The organism is Micromonospora sp. CPCC 205558 (assembly GCF_036902955.1).
Classification (GTDB): domain Bacteria; phylum Actinomycetota; class Actinomycetes; order Mycobacteriales; family Micromonosporaceae; genus Micromonospora.
Window position 1 is genome coordinate 35,660 of record NZ_JBAKHR010000016.1, and the last position, 18,321, is coordinate 53,980.

General features: G+C 71.9%; 19 protein-coding genes and 1 pseudogene. 10 read left to right on the forward strand and 10 right to left on the reverse strand.

All coding sequences use genetic code 11. The features are described 5' to 3' along the window. Positions 1-132: 132 nt before the first annotated feature. The 4 genes from V6U86_RS19085 to V6U86_RS19100 all read right to left on the reverse strand — a co-directional run bounded on the left by V6U86_RS19085 (position 133) and on the right by V6U86_RS19100 (position 5,578). Positions 133-2,202, reverse strand: coding sequence for a 3-hydroxyacyl-CoA dehydrogenase NAD-binding domain-containing protein (locus V6U86_RS19085; RefSeq protein WP_334505163.1), 2,070 nt, complete (start codon positions 2,200-2,202; stop codon positions 133-135). Then, positions 2,199-3,395 carry a thiolase family protein gene (locus tag V6U86_RS19090; RefSeq protein ID WP_184182935.1) on the reverse strand — a complete coding sequence of 399 codons (1,197 nt, stop codon included), beginning with the start codon at positions 3,393-3,395 and terminating at the stop codon, positions 2,199-2,201. The genes V6U86_RS19085 and V6U86_RS19090 overlap by 4 nt, the downstream gene beginning before the upstream one ends. A gap of 192 nt (positions 3,396-3,587) precedes the next feature. Beyond that, positions 3,588-4,910, reverse strand: a complete 1,323-nt coding sequence (locus V6U86_RS19095; RefSeq protein ID WP_334505164.1) for a ribonuclease D — start codon at positions 4,908-4,910, stop codon at positions 3,588-3,590. Positions 4,911-5,005: 95 nt separating this feature from the next. Beyond that, the gene (locus V6U86_RS19100; protein ID WP_334505165.1) at positions 5,006-5,578 is read right to left on the reverse strand and encodes a DUF3000 domain-containing protein; all 573 of its coding nucleotides are present in this window, start codon (positions 5,576-5,578) and stop codon (positions 5,006-5,008) included. Positions 5,579-5,728: 150 nt separating this feature from the next. Between V6U86_RS19100 and hemE the strand changes: the two genes are divergently transcribed. Genes hemE through hemQ form a run of 3 tightly spaced genes read left to right on the forward strand, consistent with a single transcriptional unit; the run spans position 5,729 to position 8,941 of the window. Then, positions 5,729-6,826 carry a uroporphyrinogen decarboxylase gene (gene hemE / locus V6U86_RS19105; protein ID WP_334505166.1) on the forward strand — a complete coding sequence of 366 codons (1,098 nt, stop codon included), beginning with the start codon at positions 5,729-5,731 and terminating at the stop codon, positions 6,824-6,826. 4 nt (positions 6,827-6,830) lie between these two features. After that, positions 6,831-8,243, forward strand: a complete 1,413-nt coding sequence (gene hemG, locus V6U86_RS19110; RefSeq protein WP_334505167.1) for a protoporphyrinogen oxidase — start codon at positions 6,831-6,833, stop codon at positions 8,241-8,243. After that, on the forward strand, positions 8,240-8,941 hold the full coding sequence (hemQ, locus tag V6U86_RS19115) for a hydrogen peroxide-dependent heme synthase (protein ID WP_334505169.1): 702 nt from the start codon (positions 8,240-8,242) through the stop codon (positions 8,939-8,941). Before hemG ends, hemQ begins: the two co-directional genes overlap by 4 nt. A gap of 141 nt (positions 8,942-9,082) precedes the next feature. Here the strand turns inward: hemQ and V6U86_RS19120 are convergent, their stop codons facing one another. The 4 genes from V6U86_RS19120 to V6U86_RS19135 all read right to left on the reverse strand — a co-directional run bounded on the left by V6U86_RS19120 (position 9,083) and on the right by V6U86_RS19135 (position 11,630). Continuing rightward, on the reverse strand, positions 9,083-9,571 hold the full coding sequence (locus V6U86_RS19120; protein WP_334505171.1) for a GNAT family N-acetyltransferase: 489 nt from the start codon (positions 9,569-9,571) through the stop codon (positions 9,083-9,085). Positions 9,572-9,662: 91 nt separating this feature from the next. Continuing rightward, complete coding sequence (locus tag V6U86_RS19125; protein ID WP_334505173.1) at positions 9,663-10,763, reverse strand: lytic polysaccharide monooxygenase auxiliary activity family 9 protein; 1,101 nt, start codon at positions 10,761-10,763, stop codon at positions 9,663-9,665. Between the two features lie 118 nt (positions 10,764-10,881). Beyond that, entirely contained in the window at positions 10,882-11,337 is a 456-nt protein-coding gene (locus V6U86_RS19130; protein WP_334505174.1) for a GNAT family N-acetyltransferase, read from the reverse strand. A 32-nt stretch (positions 11,338-11,369) separates the two neighbouring features. Next, entirely contained in the window at positions 11,370-11,630 is a 261-nt protein-coding gene (locus V6U86_RS19135; protein ID WP_030336232.1) for a hypothetical protein, read from the reverse strand. Positions 11,631-11,908: 278 nt separating this feature from the next. Between V6U86_RS19135 and V6U86_RS19140 the strand changes: the two genes are divergently transcribed. Together V6U86_RS19140 and V6U86_RS19145 are read left to right on the forward strand one after the other, a co-directional pair. Further along, a complete protein-coding gene (locus tag V6U86_RS19140; protein ID WP_334505177.1) occupies positions 11,909-12,652 on the forward strand; it encodes a lytic polysaccharide monooxygenase in 744 nt (247 codons plus the stop codon). A 63-nt stretch (positions 12,653-12,715) separates the two neighbouring features. Continuing rightward, complete coding sequence (locus tag V6U86_RS19145) at positions 12,716-13,327, forward strand: DUF305 domain-containing protein (protein ID WP_442934970.1); 612 nt, start codon at positions 12,716-12,718, stop codon at positions 13,325-13,327. A gap of 6 nt (positions 13,328-13,333) precedes the next feature. Here V6U86_RS19145 and msrB read toward each other — a convergent pair whose 3' ends face one another. Continuing rightward, positions 13,334-13,738 (reverse strand): peptide-methionine (R)-S-oxide reductase MsrB, encoded by a 405-nt coding sequence (gene msrB, locus V6U86_RS19150; RefSeq protein WP_088990835.1) that lies wholly within the window; start codon positions 13,736-13,738, stop codon positions 13,334-13,336. 47 nt (positions 13,739-13,785) lie between these two features. Here msrB and ligD point away from each other — a divergent pair, with 47 nt between their 5' ends. Then, on the forward strand, positions 13,786-14,817 hold the full coding sequence (ligD, locus tag V6U86_RS19155) for a non-homologous end-joining DNA ligase (RefSeq protein WP_334505178.1): 1,032 nt from the start codon (positions 13,786-13,788) through the stop codon (positions 14,815-14,817). Between the two features lie 14 nt (positions 14,818-14,831). On the opposite strand, the pseudogene V6U86_RS19160 reads toward ligD, so the two are convergent. Beyond that, positions 14,832-15,139: pseudogene (locus V6U86_RS19160) on the reverse strand (hypothetical protein). Positions 15,140-15,227: 88 nt separating this feature from the next. On the opposite strand from V6U86_RS19160, the gene V6U86_RS19165 reads away from it, so the two are divergent. From V6U86_RS19165 to V6U86_RS19180, 4 genes are all read left to right on the forward strand, one after another. Further along, positions 15,228-15,416 (forward strand): hypothetical protein, encoded by a 189-nt coding sequence (locus V6U86_RS19165; protein WP_124773118.1) that lies wholly within the window; start codon positions 15,228-15,230, stop codon positions 15,414-15,416. 112 nt (positions 15,417-15,528) lie between these two features. Beyond that, positions 15,529-16,779: an HNH endonuclease signature motif containing protein gene (locus tag V6U86_RS19170; RefSeq protein ID WP_334505179.1), complete on the forward strand. Its 1,251-nt coding sequence runs from the start codon at positions 15,529-15,531 to the stop codon at positions 16,777-16,779. Positions 16,780-17,024: 245 nt separating this feature from the next. Continuing rightward, positions 17,025-17,654 carry a hypothetical protein gene (locus V6U86_RS19175; RefSeq protein WP_334505180.1) on the forward strand — a complete coding sequence of 210 codons (630 nt, stop codon included), beginning with the start codon at positions 17,025-17,027 and terminating at the stop codon, positions 17,652-17,654. Continuing rightward, positions 17,651-18,295, forward strand: a complete 645-nt coding sequence (locus tag V6U86_RS19180) for a YdeI/OmpD-associated family protein (protein WP_334505181.1) — start codon at positions 17,651-17,653, stop codon at positions 18,293-18,295. The genes V6U86_RS19175 and V6U86_RS19180 overlap by 4 nt, the downstream gene beginning before the upstream one ends. The last annotated feature ends 26 nt before the right edge of the window (positions 18,296-18,321 follow it).

The window sequence follows — 18,321 nt, forward strand, 5'->3', positions numbered from 1 at the left end:
ATCCTAACCCGGCCCCGCGACCGCCGTTGTCCCTGCGGAGACCCGCACCCGCCGGTCACCTGATCACAAACGGTCGCGGTGGCCGGACCGTCCATGAGGGACGATCCGACCACCGCGACGGTGGTGCTGCGATCAGGCCGGCAGGCTCGCCGCACCGGGCGGCAGGAACCGCTGGCCGGTGACCCGCTCGGAGGTGCCGGTCCGGTCCAGGTACGGCGTGACGCCGCCCAGGTGGAACGGCCAGCCGGCGCCCAGGATCATGCACAGGTCGATGTCCTGCGCCTCGGCGACCACACCCTCGTCCAGCATCAGCCGGATCTCCTGCGCGAGCGCGTCGAGCGCGTTCTGGCGTACCTGCTCGGCCGTCAACGGCTGGTCACCCACCACGAGCAGCGCGGCGACCTCCTCGTTGATCTGGTCGTCGACCACGATCGGCTTCCCCGAGTCGGCGATCCGCTTGAGGTTCTCGCTGACCCCGAACCGGTCCGGGTACGCGGCGTGCAGGGTGCCGCCCACGTGGTGCGCGACGGCCGGCCCGACCAACTGGAGTAGGGCGAGCGGACGCATCGGCAGGCCCAGCGGGTCCAGTGCGCTGTTCGCCACGTCCAGCGGGGTGCCGGCGTCCACGGCGGCGAAGACGGTGCCCAGGAAGCGGGTGAGCAGCCGGTTCACCACGAACGCCGGGGCGTCCTTGACCAGCACGCTCGACTTCTTGAGCTGCTTGCCGACGGCGAACGCGGTGGCCAGGGTGACGTCGTCGGTGCGCTCGCCCCGGACGATCTCCAGCAGCGGCAGCACCGCAACCGGGTTGAAGAAGTGGAAGCCGACCACCCGCTCCGGGTGCTCCAACTCGGCGGCCATCTCGGTGATCGACAGCGAACTGGTGTTGGTGGCGAGCACCGCCTCCGGAGAGACGATCTTCTCCAGCTCGGCCCAGACCTGCTTCTTGACGCCCAGGTCCTCGAAGACCGCCTCGATGACGAAGTCCGCGTCGGCGAAGGCGCTCTTGTCGACAGTGCCGCTGACCAGGCCGTACAGCTTGGCGGCGGTGCCCTTGTCCATCCGGCCCTTGGTGACGGCCTTCTCGATCTGGGTGTGCACGTAGCCGACGCCCTTGTCCACCCGCGACTGGTCGAGGTCGGTCATCACCACCGGCACCTGGAGGCGGCGGGCGAACAGCAGCGCCAACTGACTGGCCATCAGGCCCGCACCGATGATGCCGACCTTGGTGATCGTCCGGGCCAGGCCCTTGTCCGGTGCGCCGGCCGGGCGCTTGGCCCGCCGCTGCACCAGGTCGAACGCGTACAGGCCGCTGCGCAGCTCCTCGGAGAAGACCAGGTCCGCGAGGGCCTCGTCCTCGGCGGCGGTGCCGGCGGCGAAGTCGGCGTCCTTCGCCGTCTCCAGCAGGTCGAGCGCCTTGTACGCGGCCGGAACCGCGCCATGCAGCCGCTGGTTGAGAGTCTCCCGGGCGAAGTAGAGCACGCCCGCCCACATGTCCTTGTCGACAGCGGGTCGGGTCACCGTGACCTGACCCCGGACCACCGCGGCGGCCCACTCCAGGGACCGCTCCAGGAAGTCGGCCGGCTCCAGCAGGATGTCCGCGATGCCCAGCTCGGCCGCCTGCTTCGGCTTGAGCATCTTGTTCTGCATGAGCGGGTTCTGGATGATCACCTGGGTGGCGGCGGGGATGCCGATCAGGTTCGGCAGCAGCTGGGTGCCGCCCCAACCCGGCACCAGGCCGAGGGAGACCTCGGGCAGGGCCAGAGCGGCCGCACCGCCGGAGAGTGTCCGGTAGTGGCAGTGCAGCGCCAGCTCCAGGCCGCCGCCCATCGCCGCGCCGTTGACGAACGCGAAGGTGGGGACGGTGCTGTCCTTGAGACGGGCGAAGACCCGGTGGCCGAGCCGGCCGATCTCCAGCGCCTGCGCACGGTCAGCGAGCTGCGGCAGGCCGACGATGTCCGCACCCACGCAGAAGATGTACGGCTTGCCGGTGACCGCGATGAACGCCGGGTCGGCGGCGAGCGCGGCGGTGATCGCCTCGTCCAGGCTGGCCAGCCCACCCGGGCCGAAGGTGTTCGGCTTGGTGTGGTCGAGGCCGTTGTCCAGCGTGATCAGGGCGGCGGGCCGGTCCAGCCCCGGCACGTTCACCTGGCGCAGCAGCGCCCGGGTGACGACCTCGTTCGGTGCGGCGAGCGCGCTCACTTGTTGCCCTCCGTCCAGTGCGGGTTCTCCCAGATGACCGTGCCGCCCATGCCGATGCCGATACACATGGCGGTCAGGCCGTAGCGGACCTCGGGGTGCTCGGCGAACTGGCGGGCCAGCTGGGTCATCAGCCGCACCCCGGAGGACGCGAGGGGGTGACCGATGGCGATCGCGCCGCCCCACGGGTTGACCCGTGCGTCGTCGTCGGCGATGCCGAAGTGGTCGAGGAAGGCGAGCACCTGCACGGCGAACGCCTCGTTCAGCTCGAAAAGGCCGATGTCGTCGATGCTGAGCCCGGCGAGGCGCAGCGCCTTCTCGGTGGACGGGATCGGGCCGACGCCCATCACCTCCGGCTCGACGCCGACGAACCCGAACGACACCAGTCGCATGGCGACCGGCAGGCCCAGCTCGCGGGCGGTGGCCTCGTCGGCCAGCAGACTTGCGGTGGCGCCGTCGTTCAGGCCGGCCGCGTTGCCCGCGGTGACCTTGCCGTGCGGGCGGAACGGGGTCTTCAGGGTGGCGAGCTTCTCCAGCGAGGTGTCCCGCGGGGCTTCGTCCACAGTGGCCAGGCCCCAGCCGCCCTCCGCGTCGCGGATCGACATCGGCACCAGGTCGTCCTGGAGCTTGCCGTTTGCGTACGCCTTGGCGGTCTTCTGCTGCGAGGCGAGCGCGAACGCGTCGGTGCGTGCCTTGGTGATGTGCGGGACGAGGTCGTGCAGGTTCTCCGCGGTGGCGCCCATCACCAGGGCGGACGGGTCGACAAGCTTCTCCGCGATGATGCGCGGGTTGGGGTCGACGCCCTCACCCATCGGGTGGTGGCCCATGTGCTCGACACCACCGGCGATGGCGATGTCGTACGCGCCCATGGCGATGCCGCTGGCCACGGTGGTGACCGCGGTCATCGCCCCCGCGCACATCCGGTCGATGGCGAAGCCGGGGACGGTCTTGGGCAGCCCGGCCAGCAGGGCGGCGGTGCGGCCGATGGTGAGGCCCTGGTCGCCGATCTGGGTGGTGGCCGCGATGGCGACCTCCTCGACCCGCTCCGGGGGCAGCTGCGGGTTGCGACGCAGCAGTTCCCGGATGCAGCGGATCACCAGGTCGTCGGCGCGGGTGTTGGCGTACATGCCACCCGCCTTGCCGAACGGGGTACGGACGCCGTCGACGAAGACGACGTCGCGAACTTCACGGGGCACTTGAGCCTCCTAGCCGAGGGGCACGTTCCCCCGAATGCTACTCGTCAGTAACCAACCCCGTCCCCCACCCCTGACTGTGGCCCACCCCACACCCTCACTCCGTCGATCATGAAGTTATTGCCGGGACACGCCGGTCGCGCTGGCAATAACTTCATGATCAACCGGGGGTGGGTGTGGGGTGGGTGGGTGTGGTTAGGGGGTTGGTGGGGTTAGGGCTTCGGTCAGGTCGGGGGTGAGGAGGCCGATCTGCCACTCGCGGGCGTTGAGGCCGCGCAGGGTCTCCGCGACCGACTCCTCGGTGATCTCCTCCGGCGGGGTCCAGGCCAGCCGGCGGATCGAATCCGGAGTGATCAGGTTTTCCGGCGGAAGGTTGTGCTCACCCGCGATGCGGATCACGACCTCCCGGGAGCGGGCCAGTCGACCGGCCGCCACCGGGTCCCGTTCGGCCCACCGGTGCGGCGGGGGCGGGCCCTCCACGGCCGGCGAGACCGGCAGGGAATCGTCCGGCAGCTGCCGGGCGTCGTCGAGCGCGGCGAGCCAGGTGCGGGCCAGCCGACGGACCGACCGGCCACCGAAACCGGGCAGGGTCAGCAGCGTCTTCTCGTCCTTCGGGTCCAGCTCGGCCGCGGCGATGATCGCCGAGTCGGGCAACACCCGACCGGGAGCGGCGTCCCGCCGGGAAGCGATCTGGTCCCGGGCGTACCACATCGAGCGGACCCGGGCCTGGGCCCGCGCCCCCCGCAGCCGGTGGATGCCCGAGGTGCGCCGCCACGGCTCCGCGCGGACCCGCGGCGGGCGTGCCCCGGTGCGGACCAGCGCGGCGAACTCCTCCGCGGCCCAGGCCGACTTGCCCTGCCGGGTCAACTCGGCGTCGAGCGCGTCCCGCAGGTCGGTGAGCAGCTCCACGTCGAGGGCGGCATACGTCAACCAGGACTCGGGCAGCGGTCGGCTCGACCAGTCGGCCGCCGAGTGGTGCTTCTCCAGGGTGAACCCGAGTAGCTGCTCGGTGAGCGCGGCCAGCCCGACGCGCTCGAAGCCGGCCAACCGGGCCGCCAGCTCGGTGTCGAACAGTCGGCGCGGGCGCAGCCCCACCTCGGCCAGGCAGGGCAGATCCTGGCTGGCCGCGTGGAGGACCCACTCGGCCTCGCCGATCACCGCGTCCAGCGCGCTGAGGTCGGGCAGCGGCAGCGGGTCGATCAACGCCGTGCCCGCACCGGCCCGGCGCAGTTGCACCAGGTACGCGCGTTGGCTGTAGCGGTAGCCGGAAGCCCGCTCGGCGTCCAGGGCGACCGGGCCGGTGCCCGCCGCGAAGCGGGCCACGACCTCGGCGAGCTCGGCCGGAGCGGCCACCGGGTCGGGGGTGCCGTCACGCGGGGCGATCAGCGGAACAGGCCCACCGTCGGCCGGGTCGGCTCCCTCGCCCGCCGGCTGCGGCTGGGCCGACGGCGGGTGCTGGGGTGCGTTGCCCGGAAGTTCCTCGGTGGGCCGACGGCGCAGGGGTGGTTCGTCGGTCACCTGCCAACCCTAGTGCGCGCGGAGATCCGGCGTGTGCAGCCGGTCCGGCGTGTGTCGATCAGGTGTCCGCAAAGTTTCCTCCCGAGCGCCGAACATCAGGCTGCGCCGGCGGGGCGACGGTCGGCGAGGGCGGTGACGCCGGGTGGCGGGAGGCCGGCGGTGGAGGAGAGCAGCGCGCACCAGCCGAGCAGATGTGGGGTCAGGTCGTCGTCGATCGGCGTCCAGGACGCGCGGATCTCGATGTCGCCGATGGTCGGCGGCCCGGCGAGATCGCCGAACCGGGTCGACATGGTCTGCGTCACCGTCCCGCCGATCGCCCGGTGGTGGGCGTCCTGGGCGTCCAACGCGTCGGTCAGCCACGTCCAGCCGACCCCGGGCAGCAGCGGATCGGCGGCCAGGTCGACCTCCAGCTCGGCGGTCACGTAGGTGACCAGCCGCAGGGTGCCCTGCCACGCCTCGTGCCCGACCGGGTTGTGCAGCAGGATCAGCCGGCCGGTCGCCACCTCGTCGTCGTCGCGCAGCACGGTCGCGGAGAGCGCGAACGAGTACGGTGCCAGCCGCTGGGGGGCGCCGACCTCCTCCAGGGTGATCTCCGGCCGGGGGGCGGCCGACCGCAGCCCGGCGACCGCGCGGGCGAACGTCTCCGGGAGCGCGATCGGGGGGGCCATGCTGGCAGCCTATGCCGACGCCCGCCCCCCGCTTCGACGGCGCGCCGACGCTCAGCGAGGGGGCCCCTGCGTCGACTCGGGGGTAAGGAACGGTGCCCTTCCTCTCACCCCCACCTGGTTGGGGGTGGCGGGCGTGGCACGATTGCGGCGATGACCACGGACACCACGGGCACTGTCGCCCGAGACGGAGATCCCCGCCCCGGCGGACCGGCCGACTCGCCCTTCATTCGGGCCTGTCGACGTCGGCCCGTCCCGCACACCCCGGTCTGGTTCATGCGCCAGGCCGGCCGCTCCCTGCCGGAGTACCGGGAGATCCGGGCGAGCGTGCCGATGCTGGAATCCTGCCGCCGCCCGGAGTTGGTCACCGAGATCACCCTCCAGCCGGTACGCCGGCACGGAGTGGACGCCGCCATCCTGTTCAGCGACATCGTGGTGCCCGTCGCTGCGGCCGGGGTCGACCTGGACATCGTGCCGGGCACCGGCCCGGTCGTCGCCGAGCCGATCCGCACCGCCGCCGACGTGGAGCGGATCCGCCGGATCAGCCGGGACGACGTCTCGTACGTGGACGAGGCCGTCCGGCAGTTGGTGGTCGAGCTGGGCGACACCCCGCTGATCGGTTTCGCCGGCGCGCCGTTCACGCTGGCCAGCTACCTGGTCGAGGGTGGGCCGTCGCGCACCCACGCGAAGACCAAGGCCCTGATGTACGGCGATCCCGAGCTGTGGCACGCGCTCTGCGCCCGGCTGGCCGAGGTGACGCTGGCGTTCCTGCGGGTGCAGATCGAGGCCGGGGTGTCCGCCGTGCAGCTGTTCGACTCGTGGGCCGGCGCGCTCTCCGAGGCCGACTACCGCCGTTTCGTGTTGCCGCACTCGACCGCCGTGCTGAGCGGCCTGGCCGACGCCGGGGTGCCCCGGATCCACTTCGGGGTGGGCACCGCCGAGCTGCTCGGCGCGATGGGTGAGGCCGGGGCGGACGTGGTCGGCGTCGACTGGCGTACGCCTCTGGACGTGGCAACCGGCCGGATCGGCGCGGACAAGGCGGTGCAGGGCAACCTGGACCCGTGCGTGCTGCTCGCGCCGTGGCCGGTCGTCGAGGCCGAGGTGCGCCGAATTCTCAAGCAGGGCCGGGCGGCCCCCGGGCACGTGTTCAACCTCGGCCATGGGGTGCTGCCGGAGACCGACCCGGACGTGCTGACCAGGGTCGTCGCGCTGGTGCACGAGCTGTCCAGCCGCCGGGCCGACCAGGGCTGAAAAGGTGACGCGGCAGCCCTGGCGGGTGGCGGTGGTCGGCGGCGGGATCGCCGGGCTGGCCGCCGCGGTCCGCTTGCGCGACCGCGCACCGGCCGGCACCGAGATCACGGTGTACGAGCAGTCCGGCGCGCTGGGCGGCAAGCTGCGCACCGGGGAGCTGGCTGGTCAGCCGGTGGAGTTCGGCGCTGAATCGTTCCTGATGCGCGACCCGACCGGCGCCGAGAGCGCGGCGGTGGCGTTGGCCCGCCGGCTCGGGCTGGCCGATCGGATCGTGCACCCCACGGTGGGGCAGGCCGCGCTGGTGATCGACGGAGGGCTGCGCCCCATCCCGGGCGGCACCCTGGTGGGCGTACCCGGGGATCTGGATCGGGTGGCCACGGTCGCCCGCCCGGCCGTGGACGCCGACACCGACGGTGGCCGGCCGCTGATCGGGCCCGACGCGGACGTGTCAGTGGGTGCGCTGGTCCGGTCCCGCTTCGGCGACGAGGTGGTCGAGCGGCTGGTCGACCCGATGCTCGGCGGCGTGTACGCGGGCCGCGCCGACGATCTCTCCCTGGTAACGACGATGCCGGCGCTGGCCCGCACGGCCCGGGTGGAACACACCCTGGTCGGCGCGGTCCGCGCCGCCCAGGCCGCCGCGCCGCGCGCGCCCGGCGCCCCGGTCTTCGGCACTCTGGTCGGTGGGCTCGGCACCCTCATCGAGGCGGCGGTGACGGCCAGCGAAGCGACGATCCGGCGGGACGCCGCCGTCCGTGAACTGACAGCGACCGACACCGGTTGGCGGCTCACTGTCGGCCCCACGCGTGATCCTGAGCTGGTGGACGTGGACGCCGTGGTGCTGGCGGTGCCGGCGCGACCGGCGGCCCGGCTGCTCGCGGGCCCGGCCCCGGCGGCCGCGGCGAGCGTCGGGGAGTTGGACTACGCGAGCGTCGCGTTGATCACCCTGGCGGTGCCGCAGCCGCAACTGCCCGAGCTGTCGGGCTTCCTGGTGCCCAGCACCGAGGGCCTGCTCATCAAGGCAGCCACCTTCTTCACCACCAAGTGGGGGCACCTGCGCCGCCCGGACGGGTTGGCCCTGGTGCGCGCCTCGGTGGGCCGGTACGGCGAGGAGGCGCACCTGCAGCGCCCCGACGCGGACCTGGCGGCCACCGTGCACCGAGAGCTCTCGGCGGTGCTCGGCACCCCACTGCCCGCCCCGGTCGACGGGCACGTGCAGCGGTGGGGCGGGGCTCTGCCGCAGTACGCGCCGGGGCACGCCGACCGGCTCGCCGCCGCGCGGACGGCGTTGCGGGCCGCGCACCCTACCCTGGTCCTCGCCGGTGCCGGTTACGACGGCGTCGGCATCCCGGTCTGCGTCCGCTCCGGCGAGACGGCGGCCGAAGAGATCATCACTGCACTGGGAGGATCGGCGAGATGACCGAGCAGACCAACGCGGCCCGGTTGCGGGAGCTGAACGACAGCATCCGCTACACCATGTGGTCGGTGTTCCGGGCCAGCTCCCCGCTGCCTTCGCTGCGGGACAACGTCACCGGCGAGGTGGTGTCCCTCTTCGACGAGCTGGCCGGCAAGGACGTCGTGGTCCGGGGCGTGTACGACGTCTCGGGGCTGCGCGCCGACGCGGACGTGATGATCTGGTGGCACTCCGCGTCCAGCGACGCGCTCCAGGACGCGTACCTGCGGTTCCGCCGCACCACGCTGGGGCGGGCGTTGACCCCGGTGTGGTCGCAGATGGCGCTGCACCGGCCGGCGGAGTTCAACAAGAGCCACATCCCGGCGTTCCTCGCCGGCGAGGAGGCCCGCTCCTACATCTGCGTCTACCCGTTCGTCCGGTCCTACGAGTGGTACCTGCTGCCCGACGCCGAGCGGCGCGAGATGCTCGCCGAGCACGGGAAGCTGGCCCGCGGCTTCCCGGACGTGCGGGCCAACACGGTCGCCTCGTTCGCGCTCGGTGACTACGAGTGGATGCTGGCCTTCGAGGCCGACGAACTGCACCGGATCGTCGACCTGATGCGGGACCTGCGCGCCTCCGGCGCCCGCCGGCACGTCCGCGAAGAGGTCCCTTTCTACACCGGCCGCCGCCGCTCGGTCGCCGAGATCGTCAACTGCCTCGTCTGACCCCCGCCCTGCCCCGCCCCACCCCGCCCCGCCCCACCCCGCCCCGCCCCCGCGATCTTGCACTTCCTGTCGCTCGTTTGAGGCTTATGTTCCTTTTGTCGGGACAGCAAGTGCAAGATCGCGTGAGGGGTGTGGGGTGGGTCAGAGGGGGCGGAGCATGACCTGTTCGCGGTGTACGCCGTCGGGCAGGAGGTCGCCCAGTTCGTCGGTCTGGGCGAAGCCGGTTTGGTGGTAGAGCGCCTTCGCCGGCGCGTTGTGTGGCATGACGGTGAGCCGTAACCAGTCGGCGCCGCTCTCGTAGGCCCAGCGCGCCACGGTGTTTACGAGAAGGTGGCCGACCTTCCGGCCGCGTGCCTCGGGGTGCACCCACATCGAAATCAGCTCCATGGTCAGCGGGTCCGCCGTGGGCACGCCGCTGGACATCCCGACCGGCCGCCCGTCCAGCACGGCCACCAGGTTGTGCGAGCCGGGGATGCCCAGCCGGTCGCGCCAGCGTTGCTCGCGGTCGCCGCCGCCCTGCCAGTCGGCGAGCCGGGAGCCGAACGCCTCGGGCGCCTCGGCCAGCGCGGCCAGCCGCAGCTCACGCCAGATCGGCCAGTCGTCGGCGGTGAGCACCCGAATCTCGATCATGGGGAGATGGTGCCCGGTCGGACGGCCGGGCACCACCTGGTTCCCGCCGTCCGGCACCGCACCCCCGCCCGGGTGCGGCGCCGGCCGGGGGTCAGCTGGTCGTCGTACAGGAGACCAGCGGAACCGGGTTGCTGCCGTTCCACGAGCCGAGGAACCCGAACGTGGTGCTCGCTCCGGCGGCAAGGCTGCCGTTGTGGGCGACGTTACGTGCGGTGACCTGCGTGCCGTTGGTGCTGACCGTCGTGTTCCACGACGAGGTGACCTGCTGGCCGTTGCCGTAGTTCCAGCTCACCGACCAGCCCTGGATGGCTGAACCGCCGGCGGTCACCTTCACGTCGGCCTGGAAGCCACCGGACCACTGACCGGTCACCTGGTACGTCGCCGTGCAGGCGCCGGCCGGCGGCGGGGTGGTCGGCGGGGGCGTGGTGGGCGGCGGCGTGGTGGGCGGCGGGGTCGTCGGCGGGGGAGTGGTGGGCGGCGGGGTGGTCGACCCGCCCCCGAAGTCGACGTCGCTGCACAGGTAGTACGACTGGTCAAAGTGGCTGGCCTGCCACACGGTGTAGACGATGTGCCGTCCGGTGCGTCCGGGCGCGCTCACCGGGATCTGGATCGAGACACCGCCGGTGTCCTGGTCCCACTGTGAGGCCGGGGTGTTGCCGATCTGGCCGGCCAGCTCCAGGTTGCCCCAGCCCAGCGGTTGGGTGGCGGAGTTGAAGCCCTGCTTGGTCACGTACACCCGGATGTAGTCCGCGCCGTGACTGGCCTGGTCGAAGAAGCGCAGCCGGAAGTTGTTCGACACCGCTGTGGTCTTCCAGGCGCCGACGGTGTCCAGCGAGTTGTAACGGGGGCTCTGGGTGCGTCCGCCGCTGCACAGCTGGCCGTCCGGGACGGCGGCCTGGTGGTTGCCCCCCACGCCCTCGCGGAACAGGCCGTTCCAGTTCCACATGGCGGCCGGGTCGGCCTGCCAGGCCTGCCAGCACATCGGGTCCTCGGTGGCCATCCGGGGGTTCTGGAAGTCGCCGCCCCAGCGTTGCCAGCAGCTGTAGTTACGCGAGGCCGGGTCGACGACCGAACCGTGCGCCGAGGCGGGCTTGGTCAGCACGGTGGTCAGTGCGGTCGTCAACAGGAGCGTGGTGGTCGCCACGATGGCGAACAGCCAGAGCACGCGTCGTGATCGAGTGAGAGTGGACATGGAGCCCCCGGGGGGATGAGGTCGGACGTCGACACCCGGATCGCCGGGAGTTGCCCACTCCCGTGCCTGATCGCTGGCTCCCGCGATGGCTCTACCCGGCACGATGCCAGTTTGATCGTCACCCGTCAATGGGTTCGCGCCGCATTGGCGTGTGCGGGATGCCGTCCTCGACGTACTCGGGACCGCTCACCGCGAAGCCGTGCCGGGCGTAGAACGCGACCAGGTGCGACTGGGCGTCCAGCACGCACTGCCGGTTGCCCACCACCTCCAGCGCCGCGCCCATCAGCCGGCCGGCGTGTCCGCCGCCGCGCGCCGTCGGGGCCACCACCACCCGACCGATCCGGGCGGTGCCGTCCGGGTCGGCCAGAATCCGCAGGTACGCCAGCGGGGCTCCGCCGTCGGTGAGCCAGAGGTGCCGGGTGCCCGGTTCGACGTCGCGCCCGTCGAGTTCCGGGTACGGGCAGTTCTGCTCCACCACGAACACGTCGATGCGCAGTTTGAGCAGGTCGTGGAAGGTGCGGGTGTTCAGGTCGGCGAACGAGGCCGTCCGGATCTCGGTGGTCTGCTGGGGCATCCGCCGATGGTAGGTCGGTTGTCTGGGCGTGGTCAGGCCGGGCGGGCGCCGACGGCGTCGCGGACCTCAGCGCCCACCGCGCCCTCGACGGCGCGGGCGCAGTGCGCGCAGCAGAAGAAGCGGCCGTTGACTTCGACGCCGTGCCCGACGATCTTGACTTGGCAGTGCTCGCAGATCGGCGCCATCCGGTGGATCGCGCATTCGAACGAGTCGAAGGTGTGCACGTCGCCGCTGACTGTGTGCACCTCGAACGCCATCCAGTAGTCGTTGCCGCAGACCTCGCAGGTTGCCACCGAAAACCTCCGTTAAGTGGACAAGTGCCTACAGAATCCTCCGGGCTGCGTCGGCGTGGGGCGGAACGTCGATGCCGCACCCCGGCCGGCGGCGTGTCGGTGTCGGCGTGTTGCCCCTCCGCGTCCGAGGGACTGCGCGGCGACACCGGAGGCGGCCTGCTGCGGGTCTGAGAAGAAAACTGTCATCATCGATGGATTTATTGATGAGAGTCTTTACTGTTAACAATGTTTAAATTACGTTGAGGGCACCTCACCGCACCTGGAGAAGGAGCTGCCCGATGCGTCGAAGAATCACCGTCCCGCTGGTGGCGGCGGGCGCTGTCGCCGCCACCCTCACCGTCGCCGCCCCCGCGCAGGCGCACGGCTACGTCTCCGCCCCACCGAGCCGGCAGGCGCTCTGCGCGCAGGGCCGGGTGCCCGACTGCGGCCAGATCAAGTACGAGCCGCAGAGCGTCGAAGGGCCCAAGGGCCTGCGCAGCTGCAACGCCGGAATCGCCCAGTTCGCCGTCCTCAACGACGACAGTCGGGGCTGGCCCGCCACCTCGGTGGGCAGCTCGCTGACCTTCACCTGGGTCAACACCGCCCGGCACGCCACCAGCAACTGGGAGTACTGGATCGGCAACACCCGGGTCGGCGTGGTCAACGGCAACGGCCAGCAGCCGGGCGCCACGGTGTCGCACAACATCAATCTCGGGGGCTTCACCGGCCGCCAGAAGATCCTCGCGGTGTGGAACATCTCCGACACGGCGAACGCCTTCTACTCCTGCATCGACGTGCAGATCGGCGGCGGCGGGTCGAACCCGACCCCCACCCCGACGCCGACCCCGACGCCCACGCCACGGCCCACCCCGACACCCACCCCGACCAACCCACCCGCGGGCGGCACCTGGGCGGCGGGCCGGTCGTACCAGGTCGGCGACCAGGTCACCTACGGCGGAGCGACGTACCGCTGCCGGCAGGCGCACACCGCGATCCCGGGCTGGGAGCCGCCGAACGTACCGGCGCTCTGGCTTCAGGTCTGACCGCACGGGTGCGGCCACGGGCCGCACCCGTGTCGCCACCCTCGCGTGAAGGGAGCAACAGGCATGCCCCGTCGTACCCCGCTGGTGTCAGTGCTCGCGGTCCTGCTGCTCGCCGGCGGCTGCGCCGCGTCACCCGACCCGGCCGGGCCGCAACCGGCGCCCGCGCCCCCGGCCGGGTCGACGGTCGCCGAACCCGGCGCCGGGTCGACGGTCTCCCAACCCGCGGCCGACCTGGGTGAGATGAGCGGGATCGACGTGGTTTTCCTGAACACGATGGTCGGGCACAGCGAACGCACCCTGCAGATCGTCCGGTTGGCCCGGGGCCGGGTGCGCGACGAGGCGCTGCGCACCCTGGCCGCCGCCGTCGAGGCGACCGAGGCCGACGAGCTGGCCGCGATGCGGAGCTGGTTGCCCACAACCGGGCCGGGCGCCAGCGCGGCCGCACACCACCACGACGGGCACGGCGACGACGCCGCGCTCGACCGGCTGCGGACCGCGCCGGCCCCGGACGTCGACCGCGTGTTGCGCGAGGTGCTCGCCGACCATCAGCGATCGGCCGCCGACCTGGCCCGATCCCACGTCGGCGTCGGCCGCAACGACCGGGTCCGCGACCTGGCCCAACGCATCGAGCAGTCCCGCACCGCCGAGGTCGAGCTGCTCAGGGGTACGCCCTGAGCGCCGTCAGCGAGGTTCGAGGCGGACCGAGATGGAGTTGACGCAGTGCCGGGTGTCCTTCGGGGTGAAGCCCTCGCCGTGGAAGACGTGCCCGAGGTGACTGTCGCAGCGGGCGCACCGGATCTCCGTACGCGCCATGCCGAGGCTGCGGTCCTCGATCTCCTTGACCCGGCCCGGGATGGCGTCGTCGAAGCTCGGCCAGCCGCAGTGCGAGTCGAACTTGGTGTCGCTGGAGAACAGCTCCAGACCGCAGGCCCGACAGTGGTAGACACCCTGGGTCTTCGTGTCCACGTACTCGCCGGTCCAGGGGCGTTCGGTGCCGGCCTCTCGCAGGACGTGGAACTCCTCGGGGGTCAGTCGGACCCGCCACTCGTCCTCGGTGCGGGGCAGCTCGTTGTCGTCAAGACTCACCCGTCAACGGTACGTCGAACGTCGGGGGTGTGGCATATGGTCGCGAGATGGCGGGCACCAGGGCGGCGGTCACCGAGGTCGAGGTGGCCGGGCACAGCGTACGGCTGAGCAGTCCGGATCGGGTGATCTTCCCCGAGCGGGGGTTCACCAAGGCGGACGTCTTCCACTACTACCTCGCGGTCGGCGACGGCATCATGCGCGCCCTGCGGGAGCGGCCCACCACACTGCAACGCTTCCCCGAGGGCATCGGGGGCGAGGCGTTCTTCCAGAAGCGGGTGCCCACCCGGGGGGTGCCGCCCTGGGTCACGACTGCGGAGATCACCTTCCCGAGTGGTCGGAGCGCGGCGGAGCTGTGCCCGGTCGACCTGGCGCACGTGGCCTGGGCGGCGCAGATGGGCACCATCGTCTTCCACCCGTGGCCGGTGCGGGCCGCCGACGCCGACCGACCCGACGAGCTGCGCCTCGACCTCGACCCGCAGCCCGGCACCGACTTCGCCGACGCGGCGCGGGCCGCCGGCGAGGTCCGTGCGCTCCTCGACGAGCTGGGTGTCACCGGTTGGCCGAAGACCTCCGGCGGTCGCGGCGTGCACGTCTATTTGCGCATCCAGCCCCGCTGGACGTTCACCGAGGTGCGCCGGGCCACCATCGCGCTCGCCCGGGAGGTGGAACGTCGCCACCCCGACCTGGTGACCACCGCCTGGTGGAAGGAGGAGCGCGGCACCCGGGTCTTCGTCGACTTCAACCAGATGGCCCGCGACCGCACGATCGCCTGCGCGTACTCGCTGCGGGCCAACGCGCGGGCCACCGTCTCGACCCCGGTCACCTGGGACGAGCTACCCGACGTCGACCCGGACGACTTCGACCTGCGCACCGTCCCGGCCCGGCTCGCCGAACGCGGTGATCCGCACGCCGGCATCGACGACACACCGTGGGACATCACCCCGCTGCTGGAATGGGCCGAGCGCGACGCCGCCGCCGGTCAGGGCGACCTGCCGTACCCGCCGGACCACCCGAAGATGCCCGGCGAGCCCAAGCGCGTGCAGCCCAGCCGCGCCAGGCGCACCCCGGACAGTCCCTGACCGACCTGCCGGGGTCATAGCTGCGGCCGAGCGGTCCACGCCAGGAACCTGTCGAACAGTTCGGCCGGTCGGGCGGCGGGTCGGGGTTCAGTTTGAGCAGGTCGGCAGTCGCGTCGAACAGTTGACTCGCCAGGTAGATCGATAGCGCCACCCGGTCGGTCCCGTACTCCACCCGCAGCAACATCCGTGCGAATCCGCACGGCCAGGTGGCGGCGTACACCCGGCAGAGCCAGAGCGGCCGGCGCGGCAGGTGCTGATGCACCGGATGCAGGCCGCTCAGCGGCTGATGGTCGCCGCTGGGGGAGGCCTTCGGTGTAGTCATCCGTCAATCATGGCCCGACCCGTTGTCTGTGTCAACGCTCTCCGTAGTTGTCGCAGTCCGGCGACTGCGCCGCTGTCATCGTCAATGTGTGGACCTCGTCGGCGTGTCGGAGATTCGGGAGATGCTGGGGAACGTGTCCCGGCAGCGCGCGTCCGTGATCGCCAATCAACGGAACTTCCCGGAGCCGGTCGCCGTGCTGGCGATGGGCAAGGTCTGGCGGAGGTCGGACGTGGTGGCCTGGATTCGGGAGCACCGGCCGGAGTTGGCCGAGGGCTGACGAAGTCTTCCAGCGGATCGCTCTCCGCTGGAGGTGCTGGGTGGCGACTGATTCGGCGGGGACCGCCACGCGGCGGCAGATTCCTGTCGTACATCTGTTCTAGAATTTGCCTGTGATCGATGAGTTGGCGCAGGCGGACAGTGCGGTGGCGACCTGCGCCGACGCCCCGGTCTGGGCCCTCTCCGAGCACGATCTGATCGCGGTCCTCGATGCCACGCACCGGTTGCAGCAGCGGCTGGCGGCCGTGCAGTTGGCCGCGATCCGCGAGTTGGATGGTCGGGGCACCGCGCTCGCGCAGGGTGCCTCCTCGACGGCGGTGTGGTTGCGCCACCGCCTGCGACTCGATGTTTCCGCCGCCCGCCGGCTGGTCGGGCTCGCCGCCTCGCTCGACGTGGCCCCGTCCGCCGTGCGCGAAGCCCTGGCGAGCGGGGCGGTCGGCCTGGAGCAGGCCCGCGTCATCGCCGACACAGCCGCCACGGTGTCGGCCTCGGCGGGCGTCGAGGTGGCCGACAAGGCGGTCGGTGTGTTGGTCGATTGGGCCGGGCAGTTCGACCCCGCACTGCTGCGCAAGCTCGGCACCCGCATCCTCGACCACGTCGCCCCCGATCTCGCCGACGCCGCCGCTGCGGCGGCCCTGGCCGCCGAGGCCGCCCGGGCCACCCGCGACCGGCACGTCACCATCTCCGAGCAGGTTGGCGGGCGGCTACGGCTCAGCGGCACCCTCGACGCGGAGACGGCGGCACTGTTGCGTGCCGTCGTCGACCCGCTGAGCACGCCCTCCGGGCCGGACGACACCCGCTGTGCAGGGCAGCGCCGCCACGATGCCCTCGCGGACGTGTGTCGGCTGGCGCTGCGCACCAGCGAGCTACCCGAGACCGGCGGCGACCCCGCCCAGCTCGTCGTCACCGTCGACTACGACGGGCTGGCGCGGCAGTTGGGTTCCGGCACCCTCGACGTCGGCCTGCGGCTCACCCCCGACACCGTGCGCCGCCTCGCCTGCGACGCGGCCATCCTGCCCGCGGTGCTCGGCGGCGCCGGGCAGGTGCTCGACGTGGGCCGACAACGCCGACTCGTCGCCGGCTCACTGCGTCGGGCGCTGGTGCTGCGCGACGGCGGCTGCGCCTTCCCGGGCTGCGACCGGCCGCCGCGCTGGTGCGCCGCCCACCACATCCGGCACTGGGCCGACGGGGGCCCGACCAGCCTCGACAACGCCGTGCTGCTCTGCGGCCACCACCACCGCCACATCCACCACACCGAGTGGGTGGTCCGGCTCGGCGACGACGGCCATCCGGAGTTCGTGCCGCCGGCCTCGCTCGACCCCGACCAGCTCCCGCGCCGCAACCACTACCACCGACGGACGTAGGCCGATCGGCTGTCACCGACGGACGTAGGCCGCTCGGCTACCACCGACGGACGTGGGTCGCTCGGTTACGACCGACGAACGCGGGCCGATCGCCTGCAACTGACGGACCCGACCGATCGGCATCCACGAGGCGGCAAAGCGGCTGGGAGTTTGGGGCGGACCTTCGGCGGTCTGCCGCTCGGCGACGACCTGCCGTCGTGCCCAGTGCGTACCAATGTGGATCTTGTCGTACTAGTCTCTGCCGCATGGCATTGCGACCGGACGAGTTCTACGACAACGCGCTCGCCGCCGCCGACGGCGATCGCCGCCTTCCCCTGGCGCGCATGACCGGCTGGGAGATCAGTCCGTTCGAGCCGGACGGGCTTCGGGTGGCGCCGCTGCGGCCGCCGGTGCTGCCGGAGCCGGCGCGGCACGGCGAGGACCCGTCGGACTGCGACGCCTGCCGCAAGCGGGACGAAGGGATCTGGTTCAACGAGCGGTGGCGGCTGATCCGGATCAAGGGTGTGGGTGTGCCGTTGGTGCTCATGCTGTTGCCGCGCGAGCACTACGACCTGGCCGACCTGCCGGACGAGCTGGCTGCCGAACTTGGGCTGTTGAGCACTCGGATCGCTCGCCACGTGCAGGCGCTGCCGCACATCTCGCGGGCCCACGTCTACCGCTTCGGAGATGGCGGGGCCCACCTGCACATCTGGTTCTTCGCGCGGCCCGAGGGGCAGGCCCAGTTGTTCGGGTCGTGGATGGTCGTCTGGGACGACCTGCTGCCGGAGTACCCAGCGGACGTGGCCGACGCCGACGCCGACGTCGTTGCAGACGCGTTGGTCAAGTCTCACGGCGGTCACCGGCTGTCGGACCCGGGGGATAGCTTGCCCGCATGACGAGCGCCGAACTGAACGAGTTGGTCGTCGCGGACGCCGACGCCCTGCGCGCGTGGCTGTCGGCCAATCACGCCTCGTCGCCCGGTGTCTGGCTCGCCCTGACCAGAAAGGGCGGCACGGTCACGACGTTGACCTGGCAGCAGGCGGTCGATGAGGCCCTGTGTTTTGGCTGGATCGACGGGCAGGCCCGCAAACGGGACGAGGAGTCCTCGTGGATCCGGTTCACCCCGCGCCGGTCCCGCAGCTCGTGGTCACAACGCAACGTGGCGAACGTGGCCCGGCTGGAGGAGCAGGGGCGGATGCTGCCACCGGGTCGGGCCGCGGTGGAGGCGGCGAAGACGGACGGGCGGTGGGCCGCGGCCTACGCCCCGCCGTCGGAGGCCGAGGTGCCCGCCGACCTGCTCGCCGCCATCGCCGCCGAACCCGCCGCGCAGGCCATGTTCGACGTGCTCACCAAGAGCAACCGGTTCTCGCTCATCCATCGCCTCAACGCGGTCAAGCGGGCGGAGACCCGTGCGCGCAAGATCGTCGACTTCGTCGCCATGCTGGCCCGGCACGAGACTTTCTACCCGCAGAAGGCCAGGCCGTTGCCGGCGGACGACGCCGTCACGCACACGAGCGGCAGCGGGGGAACCGATTGACTTTCGATAGGTAACGAGCGAAACTC